Origin of the sequence: Breoghania sp. JC706, from assembly GCF_037026715.1 — a bacterium.
Classification (GTDB): Bacteria; Pseudomonadota; Alphaproteobacteria; order Rhizobiales; family Stappiaceae; genus Breoghania.
On sequence record NZ_JBANCG010000004.1, the window covers coordinates 511,085 to 533,196 of the forward strand.

The following is a 22,112-nucleotide window of genomic DNA, read 5'->3' on the forward strand; positions in this document are numbered from 1 at the left end:
ACCATTATCGGAGCGAGTGATGGAACGTCTTTTGGTGCTGGTCCGCCATGGCCAGAGCGAGTGGAACCTGAAAAACCTCTTCACCGGCTGGAAGGATCCCGACCTGACGGAGCAGGGCGTGGAAGAAGCCGTCAAGGCCGGCCGGAAGCTGAAGGAGATGGGGCTTTCCTTCGACATCGCCTTCACCTCCGCGCTGACCCGCGCCCAGCACACCGAGGCGCTGATCCTGGAGCAGCTCGGCCAGAGCGGGCTTTCCTCCACCCGCGACCAGGCGCTGAACGAGCGCGACTATGGCGATCTCACCGGCCTCAACAAGGACGATGCGCGCAAGAAGTGGGGCGATGAGCAGGTTCACGTCTGGCGCCGCTCCTACGACGTGCCGCCGCCGGGCGGCGAAAGCCTGAAGATGACGGCGGAACGCGTGCTGCCGTACTTTGAGGAAAAGATCATGCCGGAGGTGATGAAGGGCCAGCGCGTGCTGGTGACCGCCCACGGCAACTCGCTGCGCGCGTTGATCATGAAGCTGGAAGGGCTTACGCCGGAAGAGATCCTGAAACGGGAACTGGGCACCGGCGTGCCGATCGTCTACCGCTTCAACGAGGACGGCTCGGTCGCCAGCGTGAAGGATCTGGCCGATTGAGGCCATCGCCCTGGCGGCGCAAACACGGCTTGCCGCGATCTCAATCGATCGCGCGCACCGTTCCCTCGCTCACCGCAAAGCGCTGTGCATCGGCGGGCAGGGCCTGAAACAGCGTCGTGTCCGTGCCGGTCATGAAAACCTGACCGCCCAAAAGGTCGAGCCGCGCAAACAGCGCGGCGCGGCGACCCGGATCGAGATGGGCGGCGACCTCGTCCAGCAGCAGAACGGGCGTCAGGCCGCACACGCGCCCCGTCAGTTCCGCGTGCGCCAGCACCAGACCGATCAGCAGCGCCTTCTGCTCGCCGGTGGAGGCAAGTCCCGCCGGCATCGCCTTGGCGAGATGGGTGACGGCGAGGTCGGTGCGATGCGGTCCCTCCAGCGTGCGCCCGGCCGCCCTGTCGCGCGGCCGCATGCGTTTCAGGAGATCGGCGAAGGCATCCTCCAGATCGGCGGCCGGCGTCGCGGCGGCCAGATCCTCGAACGGGCCTTCGAGCGCGAGGGCCGCGCGCGGGAACGCGTCGTCTGAGGCGTGTTCCTCGATCAGACCGGACAGAAGGCTCACGGTCTCGCGCCGGGCGAAGGCCATTGCCGTGCCGAGGGAGGCGATCTGCGCCTCCACCGCATCGAGCCAGGCCGCCTCCCCGCCATCTTCCAGAAGCCGGTTGCGCTGGCGCATCGCCTTGTCGAAATCCGCCACCCGGCGACCGTGTCCGGGATCGACCGCCAGCACCAGCCGGTCGAGAAAGCGTCGCCGCTCGCCGGCCGGCCCGGTGAACAGCCCGTCCATGGCCGGCACCAGCCAGAGCACACGCAGATAGTCCGACAACTCGTCGGCGGTGCGCGCATCCGCACCGTCGATCCGGACCCGGCGCCCCCCCGTCTCCGGCGCGTAGCCGGTGCCGATGCGGGTCTCGCCGCCCGGCCCCTCCAGAAGGACGGAAACGCTCCAGCCCGAGGGAGCGGGCCGTGCCGCATGGTCCGAATCAGAAACGATGCCAGCGGCGACCTTGCGCACGATTTCGGCGAAGGCGGCGCGGCGCAGCCCTCTGCCGGGGGTGAGCAGGGAAACGGCTTCGAGCAGGTTGGTCTTGCCGGCGCCATTGTCGCCGGTCAGCGCCACCAGCCGCGCGCCGATGGACATGGAAACAGAGGCATAGTTGCGGAAATCGGCGAGCGTCAGGCGCGTCAGGCGCACGGAATCAGGCATCACGGGCAAGGCCTCGCGGCAGGTGAGGAGGCGGGGCCGGTGCCAGTTCGGGGGCAAAATCTGAGGGGCGTGAAACCGATTCGCTGCATGGCGCCGATAATGGGCAAGAGCGGCGCGGACGTCACCACCTGCCTTTGCCGACATCCGGCACGGTTTCTGGTTTTTCGGACGGGCAGGGGCGGCACTCAGCCGTAGCTGTGCAGGTCGCTGCCGTACCGGCGCAGCCAATCCCGGGCGTGCTCGGTTTCAGGAAAGAGCGCGTTCGTCACATTCCAGAAGCGGGCCGAGTGGTTCATCTCGACGAGATGCGCCACCTCGTGGGCCGCGACATAGTCGAGCACAAAGGCCGGCGCCAGCACCAGTCGCCACGAGAAGTTGAGCTTGCCCTGCGCGGTGCACGAGCCCCAGCGCGAGCGGGTGTCGCGAATGACGAGGCCCGTGGGGCGACGGGCAGAGGGATGGGCAAGCGCGAGCGCGCCGACATGGCGCTCCACCGCTTCCGCCAGATCGGCCCGGGCTTCCTTCTTGAGGAAATCGGTCAGCCGGCGCGGCAGATGCGGCCCATCGCCCGCCACGACCAGCTTGGGGCCCGCCTCTTCGTCAACGACGAGAACCGTGCCGCGGCCCGCCGGCCTGTGCTCGATGAAATGTGGAACGCCGCGAAGCGGCACGGTGCCGCCGGCCAGAAAGGGCCGGGCAGCCGGCATCGTCTTCATGCGCTCGGCAAGCCAGCCGCGATGATCCTCGGCAAACCGCTGCGCGGTACGGAAGGTGCCGCGCTCCGGGATCGTCAGCACCGGACCACCACCGGCAGCCGGCAGGCGCAGGCTGTAACGCCGGGCGCGCGCGTTGCGCCTGACCTCCACGCGCACGTCCCGACCATCAATGTCGAGAACGATGTGATCCGGCTCGGCACGGGCTGGATTGAAGAAGCGCATCGGGGGATCCGCAGATGAAACCGGTCGGGGCAGGCCCGGCTCGCCGCCGCGACGCGGCGATTCGGGCGGGCCCAAGTATAGCGTGATCGCGCTGCAGCGGCGTGGGGCGCGTTCGCGGCAGCCGTCTCGCTGCGCACGACTGGAGCGCTTTCCGTTCAGACGAAATCGTCCGAGACACAAGAAACCGCTTCAGATCAATATGCTCTAGGCGGCTGCGACTGGTTTGCGACGGCCCTTCATGAAGGCGTCGAATTCCTCCCGGTCGCGGGCATGGCGCAGATTGGCGAGGAATTCGTCGAACTCGGCACGCATCTCGTCAAGCCGGCGACGCTCCTCCTCCAGCCGCTCCAGTTCGTCTTCGCGATAGGCGTCGAACGCGGAGTTGCCGGTGCGCCCGCCCATGCCGAACTCCGCGCCCATCGAACGCAAGCCTTCGCGCAAATCGTTGCGCACGCTGGAAAACGCGCCTTGCAGCCGGTCGCCCCACACAATGTAGGCGAGCATGGCGAGGCCGAGCGGCCAATAAAGAACGAAGCCCAGGATCATCAGGGTGATCGTGAGCGGCGTCCATGCCGGACGAAGGGGCCCGCACCGTGTCATGGTCACTTTCCCGGTTTCCCAACCCGGAAGATCAATTGGGAGCGTAACGGCAACGTTTCAAGAAGACGTATCGCGGATGTGGCAAACGCCTCCGCGAGGACGCAGATCAGGGAACGCCGCCCCGACGGGCCGGCGTCACACGTGTTCCATCCGCCGTCGCACGACGCCCGAGGTCGGGCCCGACGGGTACGCCTTCAGCGCGGGGCGCGCTTGGCGAGGATGCGCTGCAGCGTGCGGCGGTGCATGTTGAGCCGCCGGGCGGTTTCCGAGACATTGCGATCGCAAAGCTCGTAGACGCGCTGGATGTGCTCCCACCGCACGCGGTCGGCCGACATCGGATTTTCCGGCGGCGGCGCCATCTCGTCGAGCTTGCGGGTCAGCGCGGCGAAGATGTCGTCGGCATCCGCGGGCTTGGCCAGATAGTCGATGGCGCCAAGCTTCACTGCGGTGACCGCTGTCGCGATGTTGCCGTATCCGGTGAGGATGATCGCCCTCGCCTCGGGAGAGTGCTCGTGCAGCGCGCTGATCACGTCGAGGCCGTTGCCGTCGCCGAGCCGCATGTCGACCACGGCAAAGGCGGGCGGGGTGGCAGCGATCTTGGCTCTCGCCTCTTCCACGCTGTCAGCGATGTCGGTCGTGAAGCCACGCTTTTCCATCGCCCGTGCCAGCCGCTGCAGAAACGGCTTGTCATCATCGACGATCAGCAGGCGAGCCCCCGCGATTTCGCCCTCCAGTTGCTCACTCGGCACTTCGTCTGTCATCTTTAGTTCCTGCATTCCCGGGGGCAGAGCCACCCCCTACAGCCCCGTTTATAGGAGAGCGGGTGCCCTGGAGCAAATCACGCTCTCCCCACCCGTTTCTCCCGATCCAATCCTCGTGGCGGCAGGCGCCATTTTCGGCGCTCAGCTCACGCGTAACCGGCCTCCTCGATTGCACCGGCGGAATCCTCGGCGCTTTCCAGCGCGATCCGCGGCCAGACGATCTGTACCACCGCGCCGCCTTCCAGGCTGTTGCGCAGCGACAGCCGTGCGCCGGTGCGCTCCAGCAACGTCTTGGCGATGAAGAAGCCAAGACCGAGACCGCCGGCGTTCGCCTGGGCAGCAACCTCCGTCGGCCGCGCTCCGGCGCGTGCGCGTGTGGTCACATAAGGCTCACCCAGCCGATCGATCACATCGTCGGCAAAGCCGGGTCCGTCGTCGGTAATCGTCACCGAGACGCTCGCATCGGTCCAGTTCAGCCGCACGCTGACAGCGCTTGTGGCGAAATCGACGGCGTTCTCTAGCAGGTTTCCGAGCCCGTAGATGATCGATGCGTTGCGCCGCACCGTCGGCTCGCCGGCGTTGCTTTCCTTGATGATGGTGACGGCGATGCCGAACTCGCGGTGCGGTTCTGCCACCTCCTCGACCAGGTGGGAGAGCCGCAGGCTCAGGAAAGACTGGTCGGAGGAAAGAGACGTGAGCTTGCGCAGGATCTCGCGGCAGCGGTCGCCCTGGGTGCGGATGAGGGCGACGTCCTCGCGCTGGGTGGAGCCTTCGGCAAGATCGGTCTCAAGCTCCTTGGCGGTGAGCACGATGGTGGCGAGCGGCGTGCCCAGCTCGTGGGCGGCGGCGGCGGCGAGGCCGTCGAGCGAATGAAGATGCTGCTCGCGCTCCAGCGTCAGTTCGGTAGCGGCAAGCGCCTGGGAAAGCTGACGCGCCTCGGCCGCGACCTGGAACGTGTAGAAGGCGATGAAGGCAAGCGTCGCCACCAGCGCCGTCCATACGCCGAACTGGTAGGTGCCGGGCAACTGGAACACCTCGCCCTCGATCCAGGGCAGCGGCAGTTGGAAGAAGGCGAGAAGGCTCGCCGCGCAGATGACGATACCGCCGAGCGCCACCGTATCGCGCGGCGGCAGCGCGGCCGCCGAAACGGTAACAGGCACCAGCAGCAGAACGGCGAAGGGATTGCCGAGACCGCCGGTCAGGAACAGGAGGCCGGAAAGCTGGAGGATGTCGTAGCCCAGCAGCACCGCGGACCAGCGCTGCGGCAGGCGCTGCACCTTCGCGCGCACCAGTTTCAGGAACAGGTTGAGCCACGCCGACAGTGCGATCAGCGCGAAGACGAACCCCATCGGCACCTTGAAGCCGAAGCCGTAATTGACGACAAGCACCGCGGCGGTCTGACCGGCGACGGCGAGCCACCTCAATCTGACCAGGGTGTCAAGCTTCAGCAGTCTTTCGCCGAAGTCATTCCGGGCGGGGACAGCACCGAGCATGGGCTCCACTTTCGGGTCGCTCTATAGGTCGTTACGTCCACTGAATAGACTGCCATCCGGCCGACGCCAAGCCATTGTGACCCCTCAATTGCAATATGCCGTTAGGGCAATTTTCCCGCGAATGTTCGGTTTCGGCGGTTTTGTGGCGCCTCTTCGCTTGTCTCGCCCCGCCCGGCCATGCTAGCCAGCCGGATCGAGGCCGGCCCCTGCAGCGGCCCGCCATTAGGACCGACACACGGATAACGACACTCGATGAGCGATACGAACGAGCCCGCCGCCGGCGCACAACAGCAGCCGCCCGCCATGAACATCCTCGTCCAGTACATCAAGGATCTCTCGTTCGAGAACCCGAATGCGCCGGCGACCCTGCGTCCGAACGAGCAGCAGCCGCAGCTCGACATCAACGTCAACGTCAACGCCACAAAGCACGAGGACAACCAGTTCGAGGTGACCTTGGCGCTGGAGGCGAAGGCCGTTTCCAACGGCACGGCGATGTTCGCGGTGGAACTGGTCTATTGCGGCATCTTCCGCATTCAGGGCATTCCGGAAGAGCACATGCACCCGTTCGTGCTGATCGAGTGCCCGCGCATGCTGTTCCCGTTCGCGCGCCAGATCATCTCCGACTGCACCCGCAACGGCGGCTTCCCGCCGCTGATGATCGATCCGATCGATTTCGCGGCCCTCTACCGCCAGAACATGGCGCAGGGGAACACCCAGCCGCTGAACTGACGGCAGAGGCACCCGATACCGAGAAGACCAGGGAGCGCCGCCGGCGCTCCTTTTCGTATGCGCAGGTCTCAGGCGGGGGCGCATTTCCAGTTGGGGGCCCTGTCAGCCAGCCTTGCGCACCGGCTCGCGCGGTTCGGCCGGCCTTATGCCGGACCGCACCAGCAGGTCGGTATCGGGCGAAAAACGCGCTTCGAGCGGCAGCATCGCCGCACCCAGAACGCGGGCCATCGGGCCGATGCTTCCCGCCGCGACCAACGTCGGCGACAGGCCCGACAGGTTGAAAGCGCCCAGCGTATCCTCAAGCCCCGCCGTAAGCCGCGCCCGCCAGGGCGGCGGCAGCAACCCGTCGACGACCACGGCCTGAAAATCTATGATCGACAGCGCCGCCACGACTGCGCGCGCGAATTCCGGCAACGTGGCCTCCATCCAGCGCTCGAAGATGGCCTCGATCTCCGGCGTGGCGGTGTCGGAATAAAGGACCTCCTGACTGTCGAAGCCGGCCGCGGTCAGGGCACGCTCCAACTGCAGGACGGATGCGGAATGAATGAGCTGGCGTGGCGCCCGGCCTCCGATCGCCCGGCCGGCGGGCATCGAGCCTATCGCCCCGGCATTGGCCTGTTCGCCCGGATAGAGCTTTCCATCGAGCACGATGCCGCCGCCGATGAAGGTGCCCATGTAGATGTAGAGCGCGCTGCGCGTGGCAATCGCCGAGCCGGCGATCATCTCCGCGGCGCAGGCCGCCGTTGCGTCGTTGTAGAGCCAGGCCTCCAGCCCGGTTGCCTGCGACAGCGCGCCGGACACGTTGGCCGTGCGCCATCCATCGAGCGACCCGGGCGCCAGATCGAGTTCGGTGGCCCAGGCTTCCAGCTCGCCCGGCATGGCGATGCCGATGCCTACGACGCGCCGGCGCGCCTCCTCGTCGAGCATTTCCAGAAGTTCCGTGACCTGACGTGCCGCCGTCGCGATCGTGCGATCGGGCAGCGGCGCCGCAAATCCTTTGCGACGGCTGCCGATAACGTCGCCGGTGAGATTCACCAGAAGCGCCTCCACCGAATGGCGGCCGATCTTCACGCCCAACGAATAGGCGCCAGCCGGATTGGGAGCGATCGGCGTCGACGGTTGGCCGACATGACCGCGAACCTTTTCGCGCTTGACGACGAGACCAGCCTCCATGAGCCGGCTGACTATGACCGAGGCGGCTTGCCCGGAAAGTCCTGTTTCCCTTGCGATTTCGGCGCGCGACAAGGCGCCCGCGCGCCGCAGCGCGCTCATGATCAGGCGCTCGTTGTAAGCGCGCAGACCCGTGGTATCGCCGCCTCGCATCCGGTCTCTCCATCCTCGTCGCAAATCGGTGGCACGATGCTACCCGGGTTCTAATATTAAAATCAAAGTGATTTATTTATTGACAAGAGTCGCGCACTGTGGCGTATGTAACGCAACGGAGCCGGCCTCGCTCCGCGCGATGCTGGCGCGCGGCGGCAGGGCCGATCGTTTCCGGCGTGCGCCGCCGAAAGGCGGCTCGGGAGCGGGCTTCGGGCCGGCCCGTTTCGGAGCGATAGAACCGGGCAAGCCGCCCCGCGCGGACCATGTCTCGGACGGTTCCGGACCCGCCCGAACATGGTCGCTCGGAGGTCACCACCGGTCGCATACCGAACGCCGGCACGGGACGGCGGAGGAACGAATCCTAGAAATGCCGAACCTATTTCGAGTGATCTCCGTGGCCCATGGCCAGCGGAGCTCTTGCCTTGCGGGCGGAACTCTCTGAACGACAGGAACTCGCTTCAGATCAATACCTTGAGCATGTTTCGCTCCGGCAGGTTTATCCGTTCGGAACAGGCTCAAGCCATGCGGTGCCGAGGCGGACTCCCGCCCACGGCGACAAGGCGCAGCTCGTCCGGTCGCACCGGAGCCACGCGCCAAATCTCATTTGACATATGCAGGGACGCGGCGAGAAAGACGCTGCGGCGAAGAACGAATGTTTTTGGTTTGCGGTGAAGCGCTCTGGGATCTCTTTGCCTGCGAGGGCGAGACGGGTCTGACCTTCGATGCGCGCGTCGGGGGCTCCCCGTTCAATGTCGTGACCGGCCTGAAGCGCCTTGGACAGGACGCGGCCTTTCTGGCCGGCCTTTCCACCGATCCGCTCGGCGTCCGGTTGCGGGAAACGCTGGAACGGGAGAAGGTGGACACGAGATACCTGCGCTGCTCGTCTCGTCCCACGACGCTGAGCCTCGTCGATCTCAACCCCGACGGCAGCCCCGCCTATACGTTCTACGGTGCAGACGCGGCGGACCGGGCGCTCGAACCCCAAGACCTGCCGGAGCTCGACGACAGCGTGTGGGGCATCCATTTCGGGTCCTTCTCGCTGGTTGCCGAACCCGTCGCCTCCACCCTGCTGGCGTTTGCCCGGCGCGAGGCGGGCCGTCGTCTGATCACGCTGGATCCCAATGTCCGCCTGAATGTGGAGACCGACCGGGACCTGTGGCGAAAGCGGATCGATGCCTTTATCCGTCACAGCGATGTCGTCAAGGTGAGCGAGGAAGACCTCGAACTGCTCTATCCCGGCGAATGCCCATCTGGTATTGCGGCACGATGGCGCGCGGCCGGAGCCGGTCTCGTCATCGTCACGCGCGGGCGTGACGGCGTCCATGCCTATGGATGCGGGGTGGTGGTCGAAGTGGAAACACGCCGCGTGCCGGTGGTTGACACCGTGGGTGCGGGCGACAGTTTCCAAGCGGCGCTGATCGCCGGTCTCGCGGAACGCGGCATGAAAACGCGCGCCACCCTTGACGAGATCGACAGTGACGGTCTCGCCAACATCGTCAGCTTTGCCGTGGAAGCCGCGGCGATCACCTGCACCCGCCGCGGCGCCGACCTTCCCCGCCGCGCCGAACTGGCCGACGTCTGCAAGGAGAATATTTGATGGTCGCACGCATCGTCCCCGTGGATCCGTTCGATCTCGTCGTTTTCGGTGCCACGGGCGACCTTGCCCGGCGCAAGCTGATCCCGGCGCTGTACCACCGCATGCATGACGGGCAGATGCCCGAAGGCGCCCGTATTGTCGGCGTCGCGCGCGCCGACCTGGATGCGGACGGCTACCGCCGCATGGCGGATGCGGCGCTGGACGAATTCGGCGGCGAGGATGCCCGTGACACGGAGATGCGCCGCAAGTTTCTCGCCACCATCGACTACGTCTCGCTCGACGTGATGGACGAAGCCGGCTGGCCCCGGCTGAAGGCCGCCCTGCCGGAGACCGGCGGCACCCGTCCGCGCGCCTTCTACCTCTCCGTCGCGCCGCGCTTCTTCGGCCCCATCGCGGAGGGCGTGCATGCGGCCGGGCTGACGGACGCCAATTCGCGTATCGTCATCGAGAAGCCGCTCGGCCACGACCTTGCCTCCGCGAAGGCGCTCAACGGCGTCTTCGCCGGTCATTTCGGCGAGCACCAGATCTTCCGCATCGATCACTATCTCGGCAAGGAGACGGTGCAGAACCTGATGGCGCTCCGGTTCGCCAACGCCTTCTTCGAGCCGCTGTGGAACGCGCGTCACATCGATCACGTGCAGATCACGGTGGCCGAAAAGGTCGGCGTGGAAGGGCGCGGCCCCTACTATGACGGCATCGGCGCCATGCGCGACATGGTGCAGAATCACCTGCTGCAGCTGCTCTGCCTGGTAGCGATGGAGCCGCCGGCTCATTTCGAGCCCGACGCGGTGCGCGACGAGAAGCTGAAGGTGCTGCGCGCGCTGGCCCCACTTACCAATCCCGACCATGTGGTGCGCGGCCAATACGGAGCCGGACCTGGCATGCCCTCCTATGTCGAGGACGCGAACGCGCCGACGAGCCGCACGGAAACCTTCATCGCGCTGAGGGCCGAGGTCGCGAACTGGCGCTGGTCGGGGGTGCCCTTTTACCTGCGCACCGGCAAGCGGATGAAATCGCGGGTCTCGGAGGTGGCCGTGGTGTTCAAGTCGGCTCCCCATTCGATTTTTCCCGAAGCCAGCGGACGCGCCGCGCAGAACGTTCTCGCCTTGCGCCTGCAGCCTGACGAAGCCATCACGCTCGGCATGACCATCAAGGAGCCCGGCCCCGGCGGCATGCGGCTTGCGCCCGCCGTCCTCGACATGACCTTCGCCGACACGCTCGGCGCCTCCAACATGCGCATGCCGGATGCCTATGAGCGGCTGGTCATGGACGTCATTCGCGGCGACCAGACCCTGTTCATGCGCGGCGACGAGGTGGAGGCGGCCTGGGCCTGGGTCGATGCGATCACCGCACGCGTCGACGGCGAGCGGCCGGAGCTCTACGAGCCCGGGTCCGCCGGTCCCGACGATGCGCTGATGCTGATGCACCGCGACGGCCGGCGCTGGCGGGAGCTTGCCCAATGAGCCCGAAGATCATCGAATACCCGTCGCGCGAGGCGCTGGCCGAAGGGCTGGCGGCGCTCATCGGCAACCGACTGCGCACGCTGGTTGACCAGCGCGGCGTGGCGCGCATCGCGGTTCCCGGCGGCACGACGCCGGGGGCGATGCTGGAACGGCTCGGACGGGAGCCTCTCGACTGGGAGAAGGTCGTCGTCACGCTGACCGACGAGCGCTGGGTTCCGAGCACGGAGCCGCGGTCCAACCAGAAGCTGCTCGCCGAGACGCTGTTTGCGGGCCCGGCCGCGGCCGCAACCTTCTCGCCGCTCTACGGCGGCACGGCGGAACCGACGGAATCGCTACCCGCTGTCGCCGCCGGACTGGAACAGACCGCGCTGCCGCTCGATATCGCCGTTCTCGGCATGGGCGCGGATATGCACACCGCGTCGCTCTTTCCCGGTTCCGTCGGCCTGAAGGAAGCGCTTGCCGAGAATGCGCCCGTGGTGGTCGCCGTTCGCACCGGCGACCAGCCGGAGCCCCGCGTCACCCTAGCGGCACGCGTCCTCAGGGGAGCGGGCGAACGTCACATCCTGATCACCGGCACCGCCAAGCGCGAGGCCCTGCAGCAGGCGCTCGCGACGAAGGATCCGCTCCAGGCGCCGATCGTCGCCGTGCTGGAGGGCGCCACCGTTCATTTCGCCGAGTAAGGCACTGAAAAAGCAGAAATTCGGGAGAGGTCCCATGCACCCGACCATTTCGCCCACCATTGCAGCCGTCACCGACCGCATCCGCGAACGTTCGCGTGACACCCGCAGCGCCTATCTGGAGCGCTGCCGCCGCGCCGCCGAGGCGGGCCCGGCCCGCGCGCACCTGACCTGCGGCAACCTCGCCCACGTCACCGCCGCCTCGGGCGAAGACAAGCAGACGATCGCGCAAGGCGATGCCGGCAATATCGGCATCGTCACCGCCTACAATGACATGCTGTCGGCGCATCAGCCGTTCGCCCGCTTCCCCGATCTGATCAAGGAAGCCGCGCGCAGAGAGGGAGGCACGGCGCAGGTCGCCGGCGGCGTTCCGGCCATGTGCGATGGCGTCACGCAAGGCCAACCCGGCATGGAGCTGTCGCTGTTCTCGCGCGACGTGATTGCCCTTGCGGCCGGCGTCGCGCTTTCGCACAACTGCTTCGATGCCGCGATCTATCTGGGCGTGTGCGACAAGATCGTGCCGGGCCTTGTGATGGCGGCGGCGACCTTCGGTCATATCCCGGCCGTCTTCGCGCCCGCGGGTCCGATGACCTCCGGCCTTCCCAACGACGAGAAGGCCAAGGTCCGCCAGCGCTATGCGGCGGGCGAAATCGGCCGTGACGAACTGCTGGCCGCGGAGATGGCAAGCTACCACGGCCCCGGCACCTGCACCTTCTACGGCACGGCCAATTCCAACCAGATGCTGATGGAATTCATGGGCCTGCACCTGCCGGGCGCCAGCTTCGTCAATCCCGATACGCCGCTTCGCGACGCGCTGACGAAGGCGGCCGCAAAACGCGCTCTGGCGATCACCGCCAAGGGCAACGAATTCACGCCCGTGTGCGACGTGCTCGACGAGCGCGCCTTCGTCAACGGGCTGGTCGGGCTCAACGCCACCGGCGGTTCCACCAATCTGGTGCTGCATCTGGTCGCCATGGCGCGTGCGGCCGGCATCCATCTCGACTGGCAGGACATGGCGGAGATTTCCGCCGTCACGCCACTGATGGCGCGGGTCTATCCCAACGGGCTGGCCGACGTGAACCATTTCCACGCCGCCGGCGGGCTCGCCTACATGATCGGCGAACTGCTGGAGGCGGGGCTGCTGCACGAGGACGTGCGCACCATCGCCGGCGAGGGGCTCTCCCACTACACGCAGGAGCCTAAGCTCGAAGGCGATGAGATCGTGTGGGGCGACGGGCCCCGGACAAGCGGCAACGACGCGATCCTGCGGCCCGTCTCCGATCCCTTCCAGGCCGACGGCGGACTGAAGCAGCTTTCCGGCAACCTGGGGCGCGCGGTGATCAAGACATCGGCTGTCAAGCCGGAGCGCCACGTGGTGGAAGCACCGGTGCGCGTCTTCCACGACCAGGAGGAGGTGAAGGCCGCCTTCAAGGCGGGCGAACTCGACCGCGACCTCGTCGTCGTCGTGCGTTTCCAGGGGCCCAAGGCGAACGGCATGCCGGAACTGCATTCGCTCACGCCGGCGCTGGGCGTCACCCAGGACCGCGGGCACAAGGTCGCGCTGGTGACCGATGGCCGCATGTCGGGGGCGTCGGGCAAGGTGCCGGCGGCGATCCACGTGAGCCCGGAGGCCGCCGACGGCGGTCCTATCGCGCGGTTGAAGGACGGCGATGTCGTCCGCCTCGACGCAACGGCCGGCACGCTGGAGGTGCTGGTCGATGCGGCCGAGTTCGCCGCGCGCGAACCGGCACGGCCGGATCTTTCCGCCAACCGGCACGGCATCGGCCGCGAGCTTTTCGCCGCCTTCCGCGAGGCGGTCGGCACGGCGGACACGGGCGCGGCCGTCGTCGTGTAGACGGCGCCGGCAAGATGTCCCTGCCCGGCCCTCGTCGGGAATGACAATTGTGACGGGGCCGCACTTGTGGCCCCATCGCTCCGTTGCGCACTCGCCCCGGCTGTCCGTTTGCAGATGCGGCCGGAACGCGCCTGCGGCCATTTGCCCGCTATCTTCGCCCGTGCCGCGCGCCCAAGGATCGACGCTCGGAGAGCGGCGTTGTCGAACCCGCATCCGGATTTCCCGAAAGTGCAGAGGTGCCCCATGTCGAATCGGTCTAATATAAAATCAATGTGATTTATTTATAGACAAGGCAGTGGGGCTACTGCATAGTTTCGCGATTACCGATCGGTCTGCCGCGGAGGTTGGCAGGCTGCTGAAACCCCGTTCGTTCAGCCGTGCGGCCGCAGACCGCAGATTGGGAGGAATCATGTTCAGGAAGACTTTGCTGCTTGGCGCCGTCAGTGCGTTCGCACTCGGCTTCGCCGCACATGCGGAAACCATCACGATCGCCACCGTCAACAACGGCGACATGATCCGCATGCAGAAGCTCACCGACGACTTCACCAAGGATCACCCGGATATCCAGCTGGAATGGGTGACGCTGGAAGAAAACGTGCTGCGCCAGCGCGTGACCACCGACATCGCCACCAAGGGCGGCCAGTACGACGTCATGACCATCGGCAACTACGAAGTGCCGATCTGGGGCAAGCAGGGCTGGCTGATGGCGCTCGACGACATGCCCGCCGACTATGACAAGGACGATCTCCTGCCCGCCATCTCCGGCGGCCTGACCGTTGACGGCAAGCTCTATGCCGCACCGTTCTACGGCGAATCGGCCATGCTGATGTACCGCACGGACCTGGCCGAGAAGGCCGGCATCAAGATGTCCGACCAGCCGACCTGGAGCGATATCAAGGCCGCGGCCAAGGCGATGACCGACAAGGACAACGAGGTCTACGGCATCTGCCTGCGCGGCAAGGCGGGCTGGGGCGAGAACATGGCCTTCATCACCGCGATGTCCAATTCCTACGGCGCGCGCTGGTTCGACATGAACTGGAAGCCGCAGTTCGATACGCCTGAGTGGAAGGCGACGCTCACCGACTATCTCGACATGATGAAGAAGTACGGGCCTCCGGGCGCGTCGTCGAACGGTTTCAACGAGAACCTGGCCCTGTTCCAGCAGGGCAAGTGCGGCATGTGGATCGATGCTACGGTCGCCGCCTCCTTCGTGACCAACAAGAACGACTCCACCGTGGCCGACAGCGTCGGCTTTGCCCAGTTCCCGAACAAGGACGGCGTAAACAACCACGGCAACTGGCTGTGGTCGTGGAACCTCGCCATCCCCGCCTCCACCAAGAAGGCGGACGCGGCCAAGGCCTTCGTCGCCTGGGCGACCTCCAAGCACTACACCGAACTCGTCGCCGCCAGCGAAGGCTGGGCCGCCTCGCCTCCGGGCACGCGCACCTCGCTCTACGAGAACCCCGAATACCAGAAGGCCGCGCCGTTCGCGAAGATGACGCTCGATGCGATCAACTCCGTCGACACGACCAAGCCCTCGGTGCAGGAGGTTCCCTATACCGGCGGCCAGTTCGTCTCGATCCCCGAGTTCCAGGGCATCGGCACCGCCGTCGGCCAGCTCTTCTCCGCAGCGCTTGCCGGCAACATGTCGGCCGACCAGGCGTTGCAGGGGGCTCAGGCGCTCACCACCCGAGAGATGACCAAGGCCGGCTACATCAAGTAGCCGCCCTCCTTGCGCGGGCGCTTGCCGTCAAGGCGTGCTAGCATGGGGTCATTGAGGCCCCATGCCGGGTCCTTGCGGGCCACGCTTCGGCCGGACGGCGTCCGCGTCCTTTTCCCTTGCGGTCTTCGATCCGGGCTACCAAGGCATCCTGCAGGACGGACCCGTTTGACTGATCGCCCGGCGGTTAACTGATCGCCCGTTTGACCGATCGCCTGTTTGACTGATCGATGGAGTGTTCGACCATGGCCACAACCCATTCGCGGGCCGCGGCGAGGCTGATGCTATCGCCGGCCGTGCTGCTGCTTTTGGGGTGGATGATCATCCCCCTGTCGATGACGATCTACTTTTCTTTCCTGCACTACAACCTGCTGATCCCCGGCGCCCACGACTTCATCGGCCTTGCCAATTACAGCTATTTTCTCACCGATCCGGCCTTTTTCGCCGCCCTCACGAACACCCTTCTTCTCGTCGTCGGCGTGCTGGTGATCACCATCGGCGGCGGCGTCCTGCTGGCGATCCTGCTCGACCAGCCGATGTGGGGACAGGGCATCGTGCGCATCCTGGTGATCGCGCCGTTCTTTGTCATGCCCACCGTCGGCGCGCTGGTGTGGAAGAACATGTTCATGAACCCCGTCAACGGGCTCTTCGCGCACATGGCCAAGGCGATGGGGATGCAGCCCTTCGACTTCCTCGCCCAGGCGCCGCTCGCCTCCATCATCGGCATGGTCGCCTGGCAGTGGCTGCCGTTCTCGACGCTGATCCTGCTGACCGCGCTGCAGTCGCTCGACCGCGACCAGCTTGAGGCGGCCGAGATGGACGGGGCCGGTCCGTTCTCGACGTTTTTCTACATCACCCTGCCGCACCTCTCGCGCGCCATCACCGTGGTCGTGCTGATCCAGACGATCTTCCTGCTGTCGGTCTTCGCGGAAATCCTGGTTACCACCAATGGCGGGCCGGGCTATGCGACCACCAACATCACCTATCTCGTCTACGCCCAGTCGCTCCTGCAGTTCGACGTGGGCGGCGGGTCCGCCGGCGGCATCGTGGCCGTCATCCTCGCCAATGTCGTCGCGATCTTCCTAATGCGGATGATCGGCAAGAACCTGGACATCTGACCATGGCCCGCGCGAGTTCCAATCGCCGCAAGACCGTCGTGACCGTCCTGGCCTGGGCGATCGGACTTGCGATCTTCTTCCCGATCCTGTGGACGGTGCTGACGAGCTTCAAGACGGAAGCGGAGGCGGTCGCCTCGCCACCCTCTTTCGTCAACTTCCACTGGACGCTGGAGAATTACGCGGAAGTCCAGTCGCGCTCCGACTATTTCCGCCACTTCCTCAATTCCGTGATCATTTCGCTGGGCTCCACCGTGCTGGGCCTCCTGATCGCCATTCCGGCGGCCTGGTCCATGGCCTTCGTCCCGGCCAAGCGGACCAAGGACGTGCTGATGTGGATGCTGTCGACCAAGATGCTTCCTCCCGTCGGCGTGCTGATCCCGATCTACCTGATCTTCCGCGACATCGGTCTTCTCGACAGCCTTATCGGCCTGATCATCGTGCTGATGCTGATCAACCTGCCGATCATCATCTGGATGCTGTTCACCTACTTTCGCGAGATTCCCGGCGAGATCCTGGAGGCCGCGCGCATGGACGGGGCCGGCCTGAAGGCGGAAATCCTTTACGTGCTGACGCCGATGGCGGTGCCCGGCATCGCCTCCACGCTGCTGCTCAATGTCATCCTGGCCTGGAACGAGGCCTTCTGGACGCTCAATCTGACAGCCGCCAAAGCGGCGCCGCTGACAGCCTTCATCGCCAGCTATTCCAGTCCGGAGGGCCTCTTCTACGCCAAGCTCTCCGCCGCCTCGACCATGGCCATCGCCCCCATCCTGATCCTGGGATGGTTCAGCCAGAAACAGCTCGTGCGCGGTCTGACCTTCGGCGCCGTGAAATAGGCCCACGACAACCGGGCAAGATACAAGGGGGAGGAGAACGTGGGAGAAATCGTTCTCGACCAGATCACCAAGACGTTCGGCCACGTTCAGGTCATTCCGCCGCTCGACCTGCAGATCGACGACGGGGAGTTTGTCGTGTTCGTCGGGCCATCGGGCTGCGGCAAGTCCACGCTTTTGCGCCTCATCGCGGGGCTGGAGGACGTGACCTCCGGCGAGATCCGCATCGACGGCGAGCCCGCGACCAGCACGCCGCCGGCCAAACGCGGCCTCGCCATGGTGTTCCAGTCCTATGCGCTCTACCCGCACATGTCGGTGAAGAAGAACATCGCCTTTCCGCTGAAGATGGCCGGGCTGCCGCAATCGGCGATCGACGAGAAGGTGGAGAACGCGGCGCGCGTGCTGAACCTCACCGACTATCTCGATCGCCGGCCGGGCCAGCTTTCCGGCGGCCAGCGCCAGCGCGTCGCCATCGGCCGCGCCATCGTGCGCGAGCCGTCGGCCTTCCTCTTCGACGAACCGCTGTCGAACCTCGATGCCGCACTCCGCGTCAACATGCGGCTGGAGATCTCCGAGCTGCACAACAGCCTCAAGACCACGATGATCTACGTCACCCACGACCAGGTCGAGGCGATGACCATGGCCGACAAGATCGTGGTGCTGAACGCCGGCCGGGTGGAGCAGGTGGGCTCGCCGCTCGATCTCTACAACGCCCCGCGAAATCTCTTCGTCGCCGGCTTCATCGGCTCGCCAAAGATGAACTTCATCGAGGGCGACATGGCGGAGACTCACAGAGCCACCACCATCGGCATCCGGCCCGAACACATCACCGTTTCCACCGATACGGGCGCCTGGGCCGGCGTCGTCTCCGTCGCCGAGCATCTGGGCTCCGACACCCTTCTCCACGTGCAGACCGAGAACCTGGGCACGCTGACCGCCCGGGTCGACGGCGAGTTTTCCGTGCGCCACGGCAGCCGCGTCTTCCTCACCCCCCAGGACGACAAGATGCACCGCTTCGACGCGCGTGGCCTCGCCATACGCTAGGACAACAAGAATATGAAAAGACTGGATGGAAAGATCGCGCTGATCACCGGTGCGGCGCGCGGCATTGGCCGGGCCTTTGCGGAAAGCTACGTGCGCGAGGGCGCGCAGGTGGTCATCGGCGATCTGAACCTGGAAGGCGCGGAGATCGCCGCCGGCGAGATCGGCCGCGCGGCGTCCGCCGTGCATCTCGACGTCACCGACCAGGCCTCGATCGACAGGGCCGTGGCCGAGGTGGTGGAGCGGCACGGCCGCATCGACATCCTGATCAACAACGCCGCGCTGTTCGATCTCGCCCCCATCGTCGAAATCACCCGGGAGAGCTACGAGAAGCTCTTTTCCGTCAACGTGGCGGGAACGCTCTTTACCATGCAGGCGGTGGCGAAGCAGATGATCGCGCAAGGCACGGGCGGCAAGATCATCAACATGGCCAGCCAGGCCGGCCGGCGCGGCGAGGCGCTCGTCGCCATCTACTGCGCGACGAAGGCGGCAGTGATCAGCCTCACGCAGTCCGCCGGCCTCAACCTCATCAGGCACGGCATAAATGTGAACGCGATCGCGCCGGGCGTCGTCGACGGCGAGCACTGGGACGGGGTCGATGCGCTTTTCGCGAAATACGAGAACCGGCCGATCGGCGAAAAGAAGAAGCTGGTCGGCGCCGAAGTGCCCTTCGGCCGTATGGGACGGGCGCAGGACCTGACAGGAATGGCAATTTTCCTGGCGAGTGCGGAAGCGGACTATGTCGTCGCACAGACCTACAATGTGGACGGCGGCAACTGGATGAGCTGAGGCGGGGTTCGCGTTTGCCGCCATCCTGAGGAGCGGCCGCAGGCCGCGTCTCGAAGGATCGGCTCCAGGCAAACGCGAAACGCGCAGACCGGAACGACCGCCTTAACAAACCTGCCGCCTTTTTGGGGGCGGACGGCAGGCGTCAGCCACAATGACTCGAATTCGATCGAGAAGGACGATCATGACCATCAGGCTTTCCGCCGAGACGCTCGGCACCATCTCAGCAACCGTCCCCGTGCCCGGCTACGACCGCAAGGGACTTTCCGCCGGCATCCTCCATTTCGGCGTAGGCAACTTTCACCGCGCCCATCAGGCGGTCTATCTCGACGCGCTGTTTGCGACCGGTCAGGACCACGACTGGGCGATCCTCGGCGCCGGCGTGATGCCGGGCGACGCGGCGATGAAGGCCGCGCTCGAGAGCCAGGACTGGCTGACCACCGTGGTCGACCAGTCGGCGGAAAGAAGCGAGGCGCGCGTGACGGGGCCGATGATCGGCATGCTGCCCGTTGCCGACAGCGCCGCGATCATCGAGAAGCTCGCCGACCCCGCCATTCGCATCGTCTCGCTGACGGTGACCGAGGGCGGCTATTTCGTCGATGCCTCGGGCCAGTTCGATCCCTCCCAGCGCGCCATCATCGACGACGGCAAGACCCCGCATGCCCCCAAGACCGTGTTCGGCCTCATCGCGGCAGGGCTCAGGCGACGCAAGGTTGAGGGAACGCCGGCCTTCACCGTAATGTCGTGCGACAACATCCCCCATAACGGCGTCGTCGCCCGCGATGCCGTCTCCGGCGTCGCCCGGCTGTGGGACAAGGAATTCGGCGACTGGATCGCGGCGGAGGTCGCCTTTCCCAACGGCATGGTCGACCGCATCACGCCCGCAACGGGCGAGCGGGAGCGGGAAAGCCTGAAGAGGGATTTCGGCATCGAGGACGCCTGGCCGGTCTTCTGCGAGGATTTTCGGCAATGGGTGCTGGAGGATAATTTCCCCGCCGGCCGCCCGGCGCTGGAAACCGTCGGCGTGCAGTTCGTGCCGGACGTGACGCCGTTCGAGATCATGAAGATCCGCATCCTCAACGGCGGCCACGCGGTCATCGCCTATCCGGCAGGGCTTCTCGACATCCATTTCGTCCATGAGGCGATGGAGCATCCGCTCATTTCCGCCTTCCTGGAAAAGATCGAGCGCGAGGAGATCATTCCCGTCGTGCCGCCGGTGCCCGGCACCGACCTCGACTGGTATTTCGGCGAGATCAAGCGCCGCTTCGCCAATCCCAAGATCGGCGACACGGTGCGCCGGCTCTGCCTGGACGGTTCGAACCGCCAGCCGAAATTCATCGTCACGACCATTGCCGACCGGCTGAAGGCGGGCGGCGACGTCACCGGCCTTGCGCTGGAATCGGCACTGTGGTGCCGCTACTGCTACGGCGAGACGGAGACGGGCAAGATCATCGAACCGAATGATCCCAACTGGGACAACCTCGTCCCCATCGCCCGCCACGCTAAGGAGCAGCCGCATTTCTGGCTGGAGCAGGAGGCCGTCTACGGCGATCTCGCCAGCAACGAGACTTTCCGCACGAGCTTCGCCCATGCGCTCAACTCGCTGTGGGCGGATGGCGTGGAAGCCGTGCTGAGGCGGTATCTCTCCGGCGAGTTGTAGGGCGCGGAAAACGGCACAGGGAGGAGAAACGTGAACCCGTCAGTCGATCCGACGGCGTCTCCTCCCGAAGACGTGTCATCCCCGCGCCGGCGGGGATGACATCGGTGTATGCGACGGTCCTGCAAAACACACCGATGAGCACCTGATTTTCACCCAACACCGGCAGCTTCGGCAGAGTGACCCATGTATCTTGGCATCGATCTCGGCACATCCGGCGTCAAGGCGCTGCTCATTGCCAACGACCAGACCGTCATCGCCTCCGCGACAGCGCCAATGACCGTCTCAAGACCGCATCCCGGCTGGTCGGAACAGGCGCCGGCGGACTGGATCGCGGCGACGGAGACGGCGCTCGACGCCTTGAGGCGCGATCACGCGGCGGGGCTCTCCGCGGTCAGGGGCATCGGCCTTTCCGGCCAGATGCACGGCGCGACGCTGCTCGGCAGCGCCGATGAACCGCTGCGCCCCTGCATCCTGTGGAACGACACCCGCAGCCATGCGCAGGCCGCCCGGCTTGATGCCGATCCGCGTTTTCGCGCGATTTCCGGCAACATCGTCTTCCCCGGCTTCACCGCGCCCAAGCTTGTCTGGGTCCACGAAAACGAGCCGGAGATCTTCGCCCGCGTGGCAAGGGTGCTGCTGCCGAAGGACTACCTGCGCCTGTGGCTGACCGGCGAACACGCAAGCGACATGTCGGACGCCGCCGGCACCAGCTGGCTCGACGTGGGCAAGCGCGACTGGTCTGCCGATCTGCTGGCGGCGACCGGCATGACGGCTGACCAGATGCCGCGCCTTGTTGAGGGAACGCAGACGTCGGGCACGCTCAGGCCCGAACTTGCGGCGCGCTGGGGCATGAGCGGCCCGATCGTCGTCGCGGGCGGTGCGGGCGACAACGCGGCCTCCGCCGTCGGCACCGGCACGATCGCGGCCGGCGAGGCCTTCGTCTCGCTGGGAACCTCCGGCGTTCTCTTCGCCGCCAACGAGAGCTACCTGCCGAAGCCGGAAAGCGCCGTCCATGCCTTCTGCCACGCGCTGCCCGGCCGTTGGCACCAGATGGGCGTGATCCTGTCGGCGGCCGGCGCGCTCGACTGGTGGGGCCATGTCGCCGGCATCACACCGGCGGCGCTGATGGCGGAACTGGGCGACGACCTGGAGCCGCCATCGGCCGTCTCGTTCCTGCCCTATCTGTCCGGCGAACGCACGCCGCACAACGATGCCGATATCCGCGGCGCCTTCATCGGCCTGTCGCACGAGGGGGAGCGCGCAACGCTGACCCGCGCCGTGCTCGACGGCGTCGCCTTCGCGCTGAAGGACTGCCAGGAAGCGTTGCGCGATGCGGGGACGGAATTGAAATCGGTCACCGCCGTAGGCGGTGGCTCGCGCGGCCGGTTGTGGCTGAAGGCGATCGCCACCGCACTCGACCTGCCGGTGGCGGTGCCAGCGCAGGGAGAAACGGGCGCCGCGCTGGGTGCGGCCCGTCTCGGGCTGATCGCCGCGACGGGATCGGATCCCGACGCGGTATGCCTGCCGCCGGAAACGCAGGCGGTCATCGAGCCCGTGGCGGATCTGCGCGGCGCCTATGACGAGGCTTTCGGGCGGTATCGTTCGCTCTACCGGGCGCTGAGAACATAGGCGCGGACGGGCCAGCAAGGATGGGCCGCCCGACGAATGCCCATC

Annotated in this window: 19 protein-coding genes; 13 read left to right on the forward strand and 6 right to left on the reverse strand. The window is 66.2% G+C overall.

Features of this window, described 5'->3' with window-relative positions:
* The first annotated feature begins 16 nt into the window (after positions 1-16).
* Positions 17-640, forward strand: a complete 624-nt coding sequence (locus V2L18_RS10835) for a 2,3-bisphosphoglycerate-dependent phosphoglycerate mutase (protein WP_336178240.1) — start codon at positions 17-19, stop codon at positions 638-640.
* Positions 641-680: 40 nt separating this feature from the next.
* Here V2L18_RS10835 and recF read toward each other — a convergent pair whose 3' ends face one another.
* From recF to V2L18_RS10860, 5 genes are all read right to left on the reverse strand, one after another.
* A complete protein-coding gene (gene recF, locus V2L18_RS10840) occupies positions 681-1,847 on the reverse strand; it encodes a DNA replication/repair protein RecF (protein ID WP_336178295.1) in 1,167 nt (388 codons plus the stop codon).
* A gap of 185 nt (positions 1,848-2,032) precedes the next feature.
* Positions 2,033-2,785, reverse strand: coding sequence for a SprT family zinc-dependent metalloprotease (locus tag V2L18_RS10845; protein WP_336178241.1), 753 nt, complete (start codon positions 2,783-2,785; stop codon positions 2,033-2,035).
* Positions 2,786-2,989: 204 nt separating this feature from the next.
* Positions 2,990-3,385: a DUF2852 domain-containing protein gene (locus V2L18_RS10850; RefSeq protein ID WP_336178242.1), complete on the reverse strand. Its 396-nt coding sequence runs from the start codon at positions 3,383-3,385 to the stop codon at positions 2,990-2,992.
* 194 nt (positions 3,386-3,579) lie between these two features.
* The gene (locus V2L18_RS10855; protein WP_336178243.1) at positions 3,580-4,146 is read right to left on the reverse strand and encodes an ActR/PrrA/RegA family redox response regulator transcription factor; all 567 of its coding nucleotides are present in this window, start codon (positions 4,144-4,146) and stop codon (positions 3,580-3,582) included.
* A 146-nt stretch (positions 4,147-4,292) separates the two neighbouring features.
* A complete protein-coding gene (locus V2L18_RS10860) occupies positions 4,293-5,639 on the reverse strand; it encodes an ActS/PrrB/RegB family redox-sensitive histidine kinase (RefSeq protein WP_336178244.1) in 1,347 nt (448 codons plus the stop codon).
* Between the two features lie 252 nt (positions 5,640-5,891).
* Between V2L18_RS10860 and secB the strand changes: the two genes are divergently transcribed.
* Positions 5,892-6,368, forward strand: coding sequence for a protein-export chaperone SecB (secB, locus tag V2L18_RS10865; RefSeq protein ID WP_336178245.1), 477 nt, complete (start codon positions 5,892-5,894; stop codon positions 6,366-6,368).
* Between the two features lie 102 nt (positions 6,369-6,470).
* Here the strand turns inward: secB and V2L18_RS10870 are convergent, their stop codons facing one another.
* Positions 6,471-7,691 carry an ROK family transcriptional regulator gene (locus tag V2L18_RS10870; RefSeq protein ID WP_336178246.1) on the reverse strand — a complete coding sequence of 407 codons (1,221 nt, stop codon included), beginning with the start codon at positions 7,689-7,691 and terminating at the stop codon, positions 6,471-6,473.
* 652 nt (positions 7,692-8,343) lie between these two features.
* On the opposite strand from V2L18_RS10870, the gene V2L18_RS10875 reads away from it, so the two are divergent.
* From V2L18_RS10875 to xylB, 11 genes are all read left to right on the forward strand, one after another.
* Complete coding sequence (locus tag V2L18_RS10875; protein ID WP_336178247.1) at positions 8,344-9,288, forward strand: carbohydrate kinase; 945 nt, start codon at positions 8,344-8,346, stop codon at positions 9,286-9,288.
* Entirely contained in the window at positions 9,288-10,751 is a 1,464-nt protein-coding gene (gene zwf, locus V2L18_RS10880; RefSeq protein WP_336178248.1) for a glucose-6-phosphate dehydrogenase, read from the forward strand. Before V2L18_RS10875 ends, zwf begins: the two co-directional genes overlap by 1 nt.
* Positions 10,748-11,431: a 6-phosphogluconolactonase gene (gene pgl / locus V2L18_RS10885; protein WP_336178249.1), complete on the forward strand. Its 684-nt coding sequence runs from the start codon at positions 10,748-10,750 to the stop codon at positions 11,429-11,431. Before zwf ends, pgl begins: the two co-directional genes overlap by 4 nt.
* A 34-nt stretch (positions 11,432-11,465) precedes the next feature.
* Entirely contained in the window at positions 11,466-13,283 is a 1,818-nt protein-coding gene (edd, locus tag V2L18_RS10890; RefSeq protein ID WP_336178250.1) for a phosphogluconate dehydratase, read from the forward strand.
* A gap of 409 nt (positions 13,284-13,692) precedes the next feature.
* Positions 13,693-15,006, forward strand: coding sequence for a sugar ABC transporter substrate-binding protein (locus V2L18_RS10895; RefSeq protein ID WP_336178251.1), 1,314 nt, complete (start codon positions 13,693-13,695; stop codon positions 15,004-15,006).
* Positions 15,007-15,248: 242 nt separating this feature from the next.
* Positions 15,249-16,121: a sugar ABC transporter permease gene (locus V2L18_RS10900; RefSeq protein ID WP_336178252.1), complete on the forward strand. Its 873-nt coding sequence runs from the start codon at positions 15,249-15,251 to the stop codon at positions 16,119-16,121.
* A gap of 2 nt (positions 16,122-16,123) precedes the next feature.
* Positions 16,124-16,954 (forward strand): carbohydrate ABC transporter permease, encoded by an 831-nt coding sequence (locus V2L18_RS10905; RefSeq protein ID WP_336178253.1) that lies wholly within the window; start codon positions 16,124-16,126, stop codon positions 16,952-16,954.
* 39 nt (positions 16,955-16,993) lie between these two features.
* The gene (locus tag V2L18_RS10910; protein ID WP_336178254.1) at positions 16,994-17,995 is read left to right on the forward strand and encodes an ABC transporter ATP-binding protein; all 1,002 of its coding nucleotides are present in this window, start codon (positions 16,994-16,996) and stop codon (positions 17,993-17,995) included.
* A gap of 12 nt (positions 17,996-18,007) precedes the next feature.
* The gene (locus V2L18_RS10915; RefSeq protein WP_336178255.1) at positions 18,008-18,781 is read left to right on the forward strand and encodes an L-iditol 2-dehydrogenase; all 774 of its coding nucleotides are present in this window, start codon (positions 18,008-18,010) and stop codon (positions 18,779-18,781) included.
* A 181-nt stretch (positions 18,782-18,962) separates the two neighbouring features.
* Complete coding sequence (locus V2L18_RS10920) at positions 18,963-20,438, forward strand: mannitol dehydrogenase family protein (RefSeq protein ID WP_336178256.1); 1,476 nt, start codon at positions 18,963-18,965, stop codon at positions 20,436-20,438.
* Positions 20,439-20,621: 183 nt separating this feature from the next.
* The gene (gene xylB, locus V2L18_RS10925) at positions 20,622-22,067 is read left to right on the forward strand and encodes a xylulokinase (RefSeq protein ID WP_336178257.1); all 1,446 of its coding nucleotides are present in this window, start codon (positions 20,622-20,624) and stop codon (positions 22,065-22,067) included.
* Positions 22,068-22,112 lie beyond the last annotated feature (45 nt).

Coding starts and splice junctions, on each gene's coding strand:
- recF (WP_336178295.1), bottom strand. CDS start 1,847: ATGCCTGATTCCGTGCGCCTGACGCGCCTGACGCTCGCCGATTTCCGC.
- V2L18_RS10845 (WP_336178241.1), bottom strand. CDS start 2,785: ATGCGCTTCTTCAATCCAGCCCGTGCCGAGCCGGATCACATCGTTCTC.
- V2L18_RS10850 (WP_336178242.1), bottom strand. CDS start 3,385: ATGACACGGTGCGGGCCCCTTCGTCCGGCATGGACGCCGCTCACGATC.
- V2L18_RS10855 (WP_336178243.1), bottom strand. CDS start 4,146: ATGACAGACGAAGTGCCGAGTGAGCAACTGGAGGGCGAAATCGCGGGG.
- V2L18_RS10860 (WP_336178244.1), bottom strand. CDS start 5,639: ATGCTCGGTGCTGTCCCCGCCCGGAATGACTTCGGCGAAAGACTGCTG.
- secB (WP_336178245.1), top strand. CDS start 5,892: ATGAGCGATACGAACGAGCCCGCCGCCGGCGCACAACAGCAGCCGCCC.
- V2L18_RS10870 (WP_336178246.1), bottom strand. CDS start 7,691: ATGCGAGGCGGCGATACCACGGGTCTGCGCGCTTACAACGAGCGCCTG.
- V2L18_RS10875 (WP_336178247.1), top strand. CDS start 8,344: ATGTTTTTGGTTTGCGGTGAAGCGCTCTGGGATCTCTTTGCCTGCGAG.
- zwf (WP_336178248.1), top strand. CDS start 9,288: ATGGTCGCACGCATCGTCCCCGTGGATCCGTTCGATCTCGTCGTTTTC.
- pgl (WP_336178249.1), top strand. CDS start 10,748: ATGAGCCCGAAGATCATCGAATACCCGTCGCGCGAGGCGCTGGCCGAA.
- edd (WP_336178250.1), top strand. CDS start 11,466: ATGCACCCGACCATTTCGCCCACCATTGCAGCCGTCACCGACCGCATC.
- V2L18_RS10895 (WP_336178251.1), top strand. CDS start 13,693: ATGTTCAGGAAGACTTTGCTGCTTGGCGCCGTCAGTGCGTTCGCACTC.
- V2L18_RS10900 (WP_336178252.1), top strand. CDS start 15,249: ATGGCCACAACCCATTCGCGGGCCGCGGCGAGGCTGATGCTATCGCCG.
- V2L18_RS10905 (WP_336178253.1), top strand. CDS start 16,124: ATGGCCCGCGCGAGTTCCAATCGCCGCAAGACCGTCGTGACCGTCCTG.
- V2L18_RS10915 (WP_336178255.1), top strand. CDS start 18,008: ATGAAAAGACTGGATGGAAAGATCGCGCTGATCACCGGTGCGGCGCGC.
- V2L18_RS10920 (WP_336178256.1), top strand. CDS start 18,963: ATGACCATCAGGCTTTCCGCCGAGACGCTCGGCACCATCTCAGCAACC.
- xylB (WP_336178257.1), top strand. CDS start 20,622: ATGTATCTTGGCATCGATCTCGGCACATCCGGCGTCAAGGCGCTGCTC.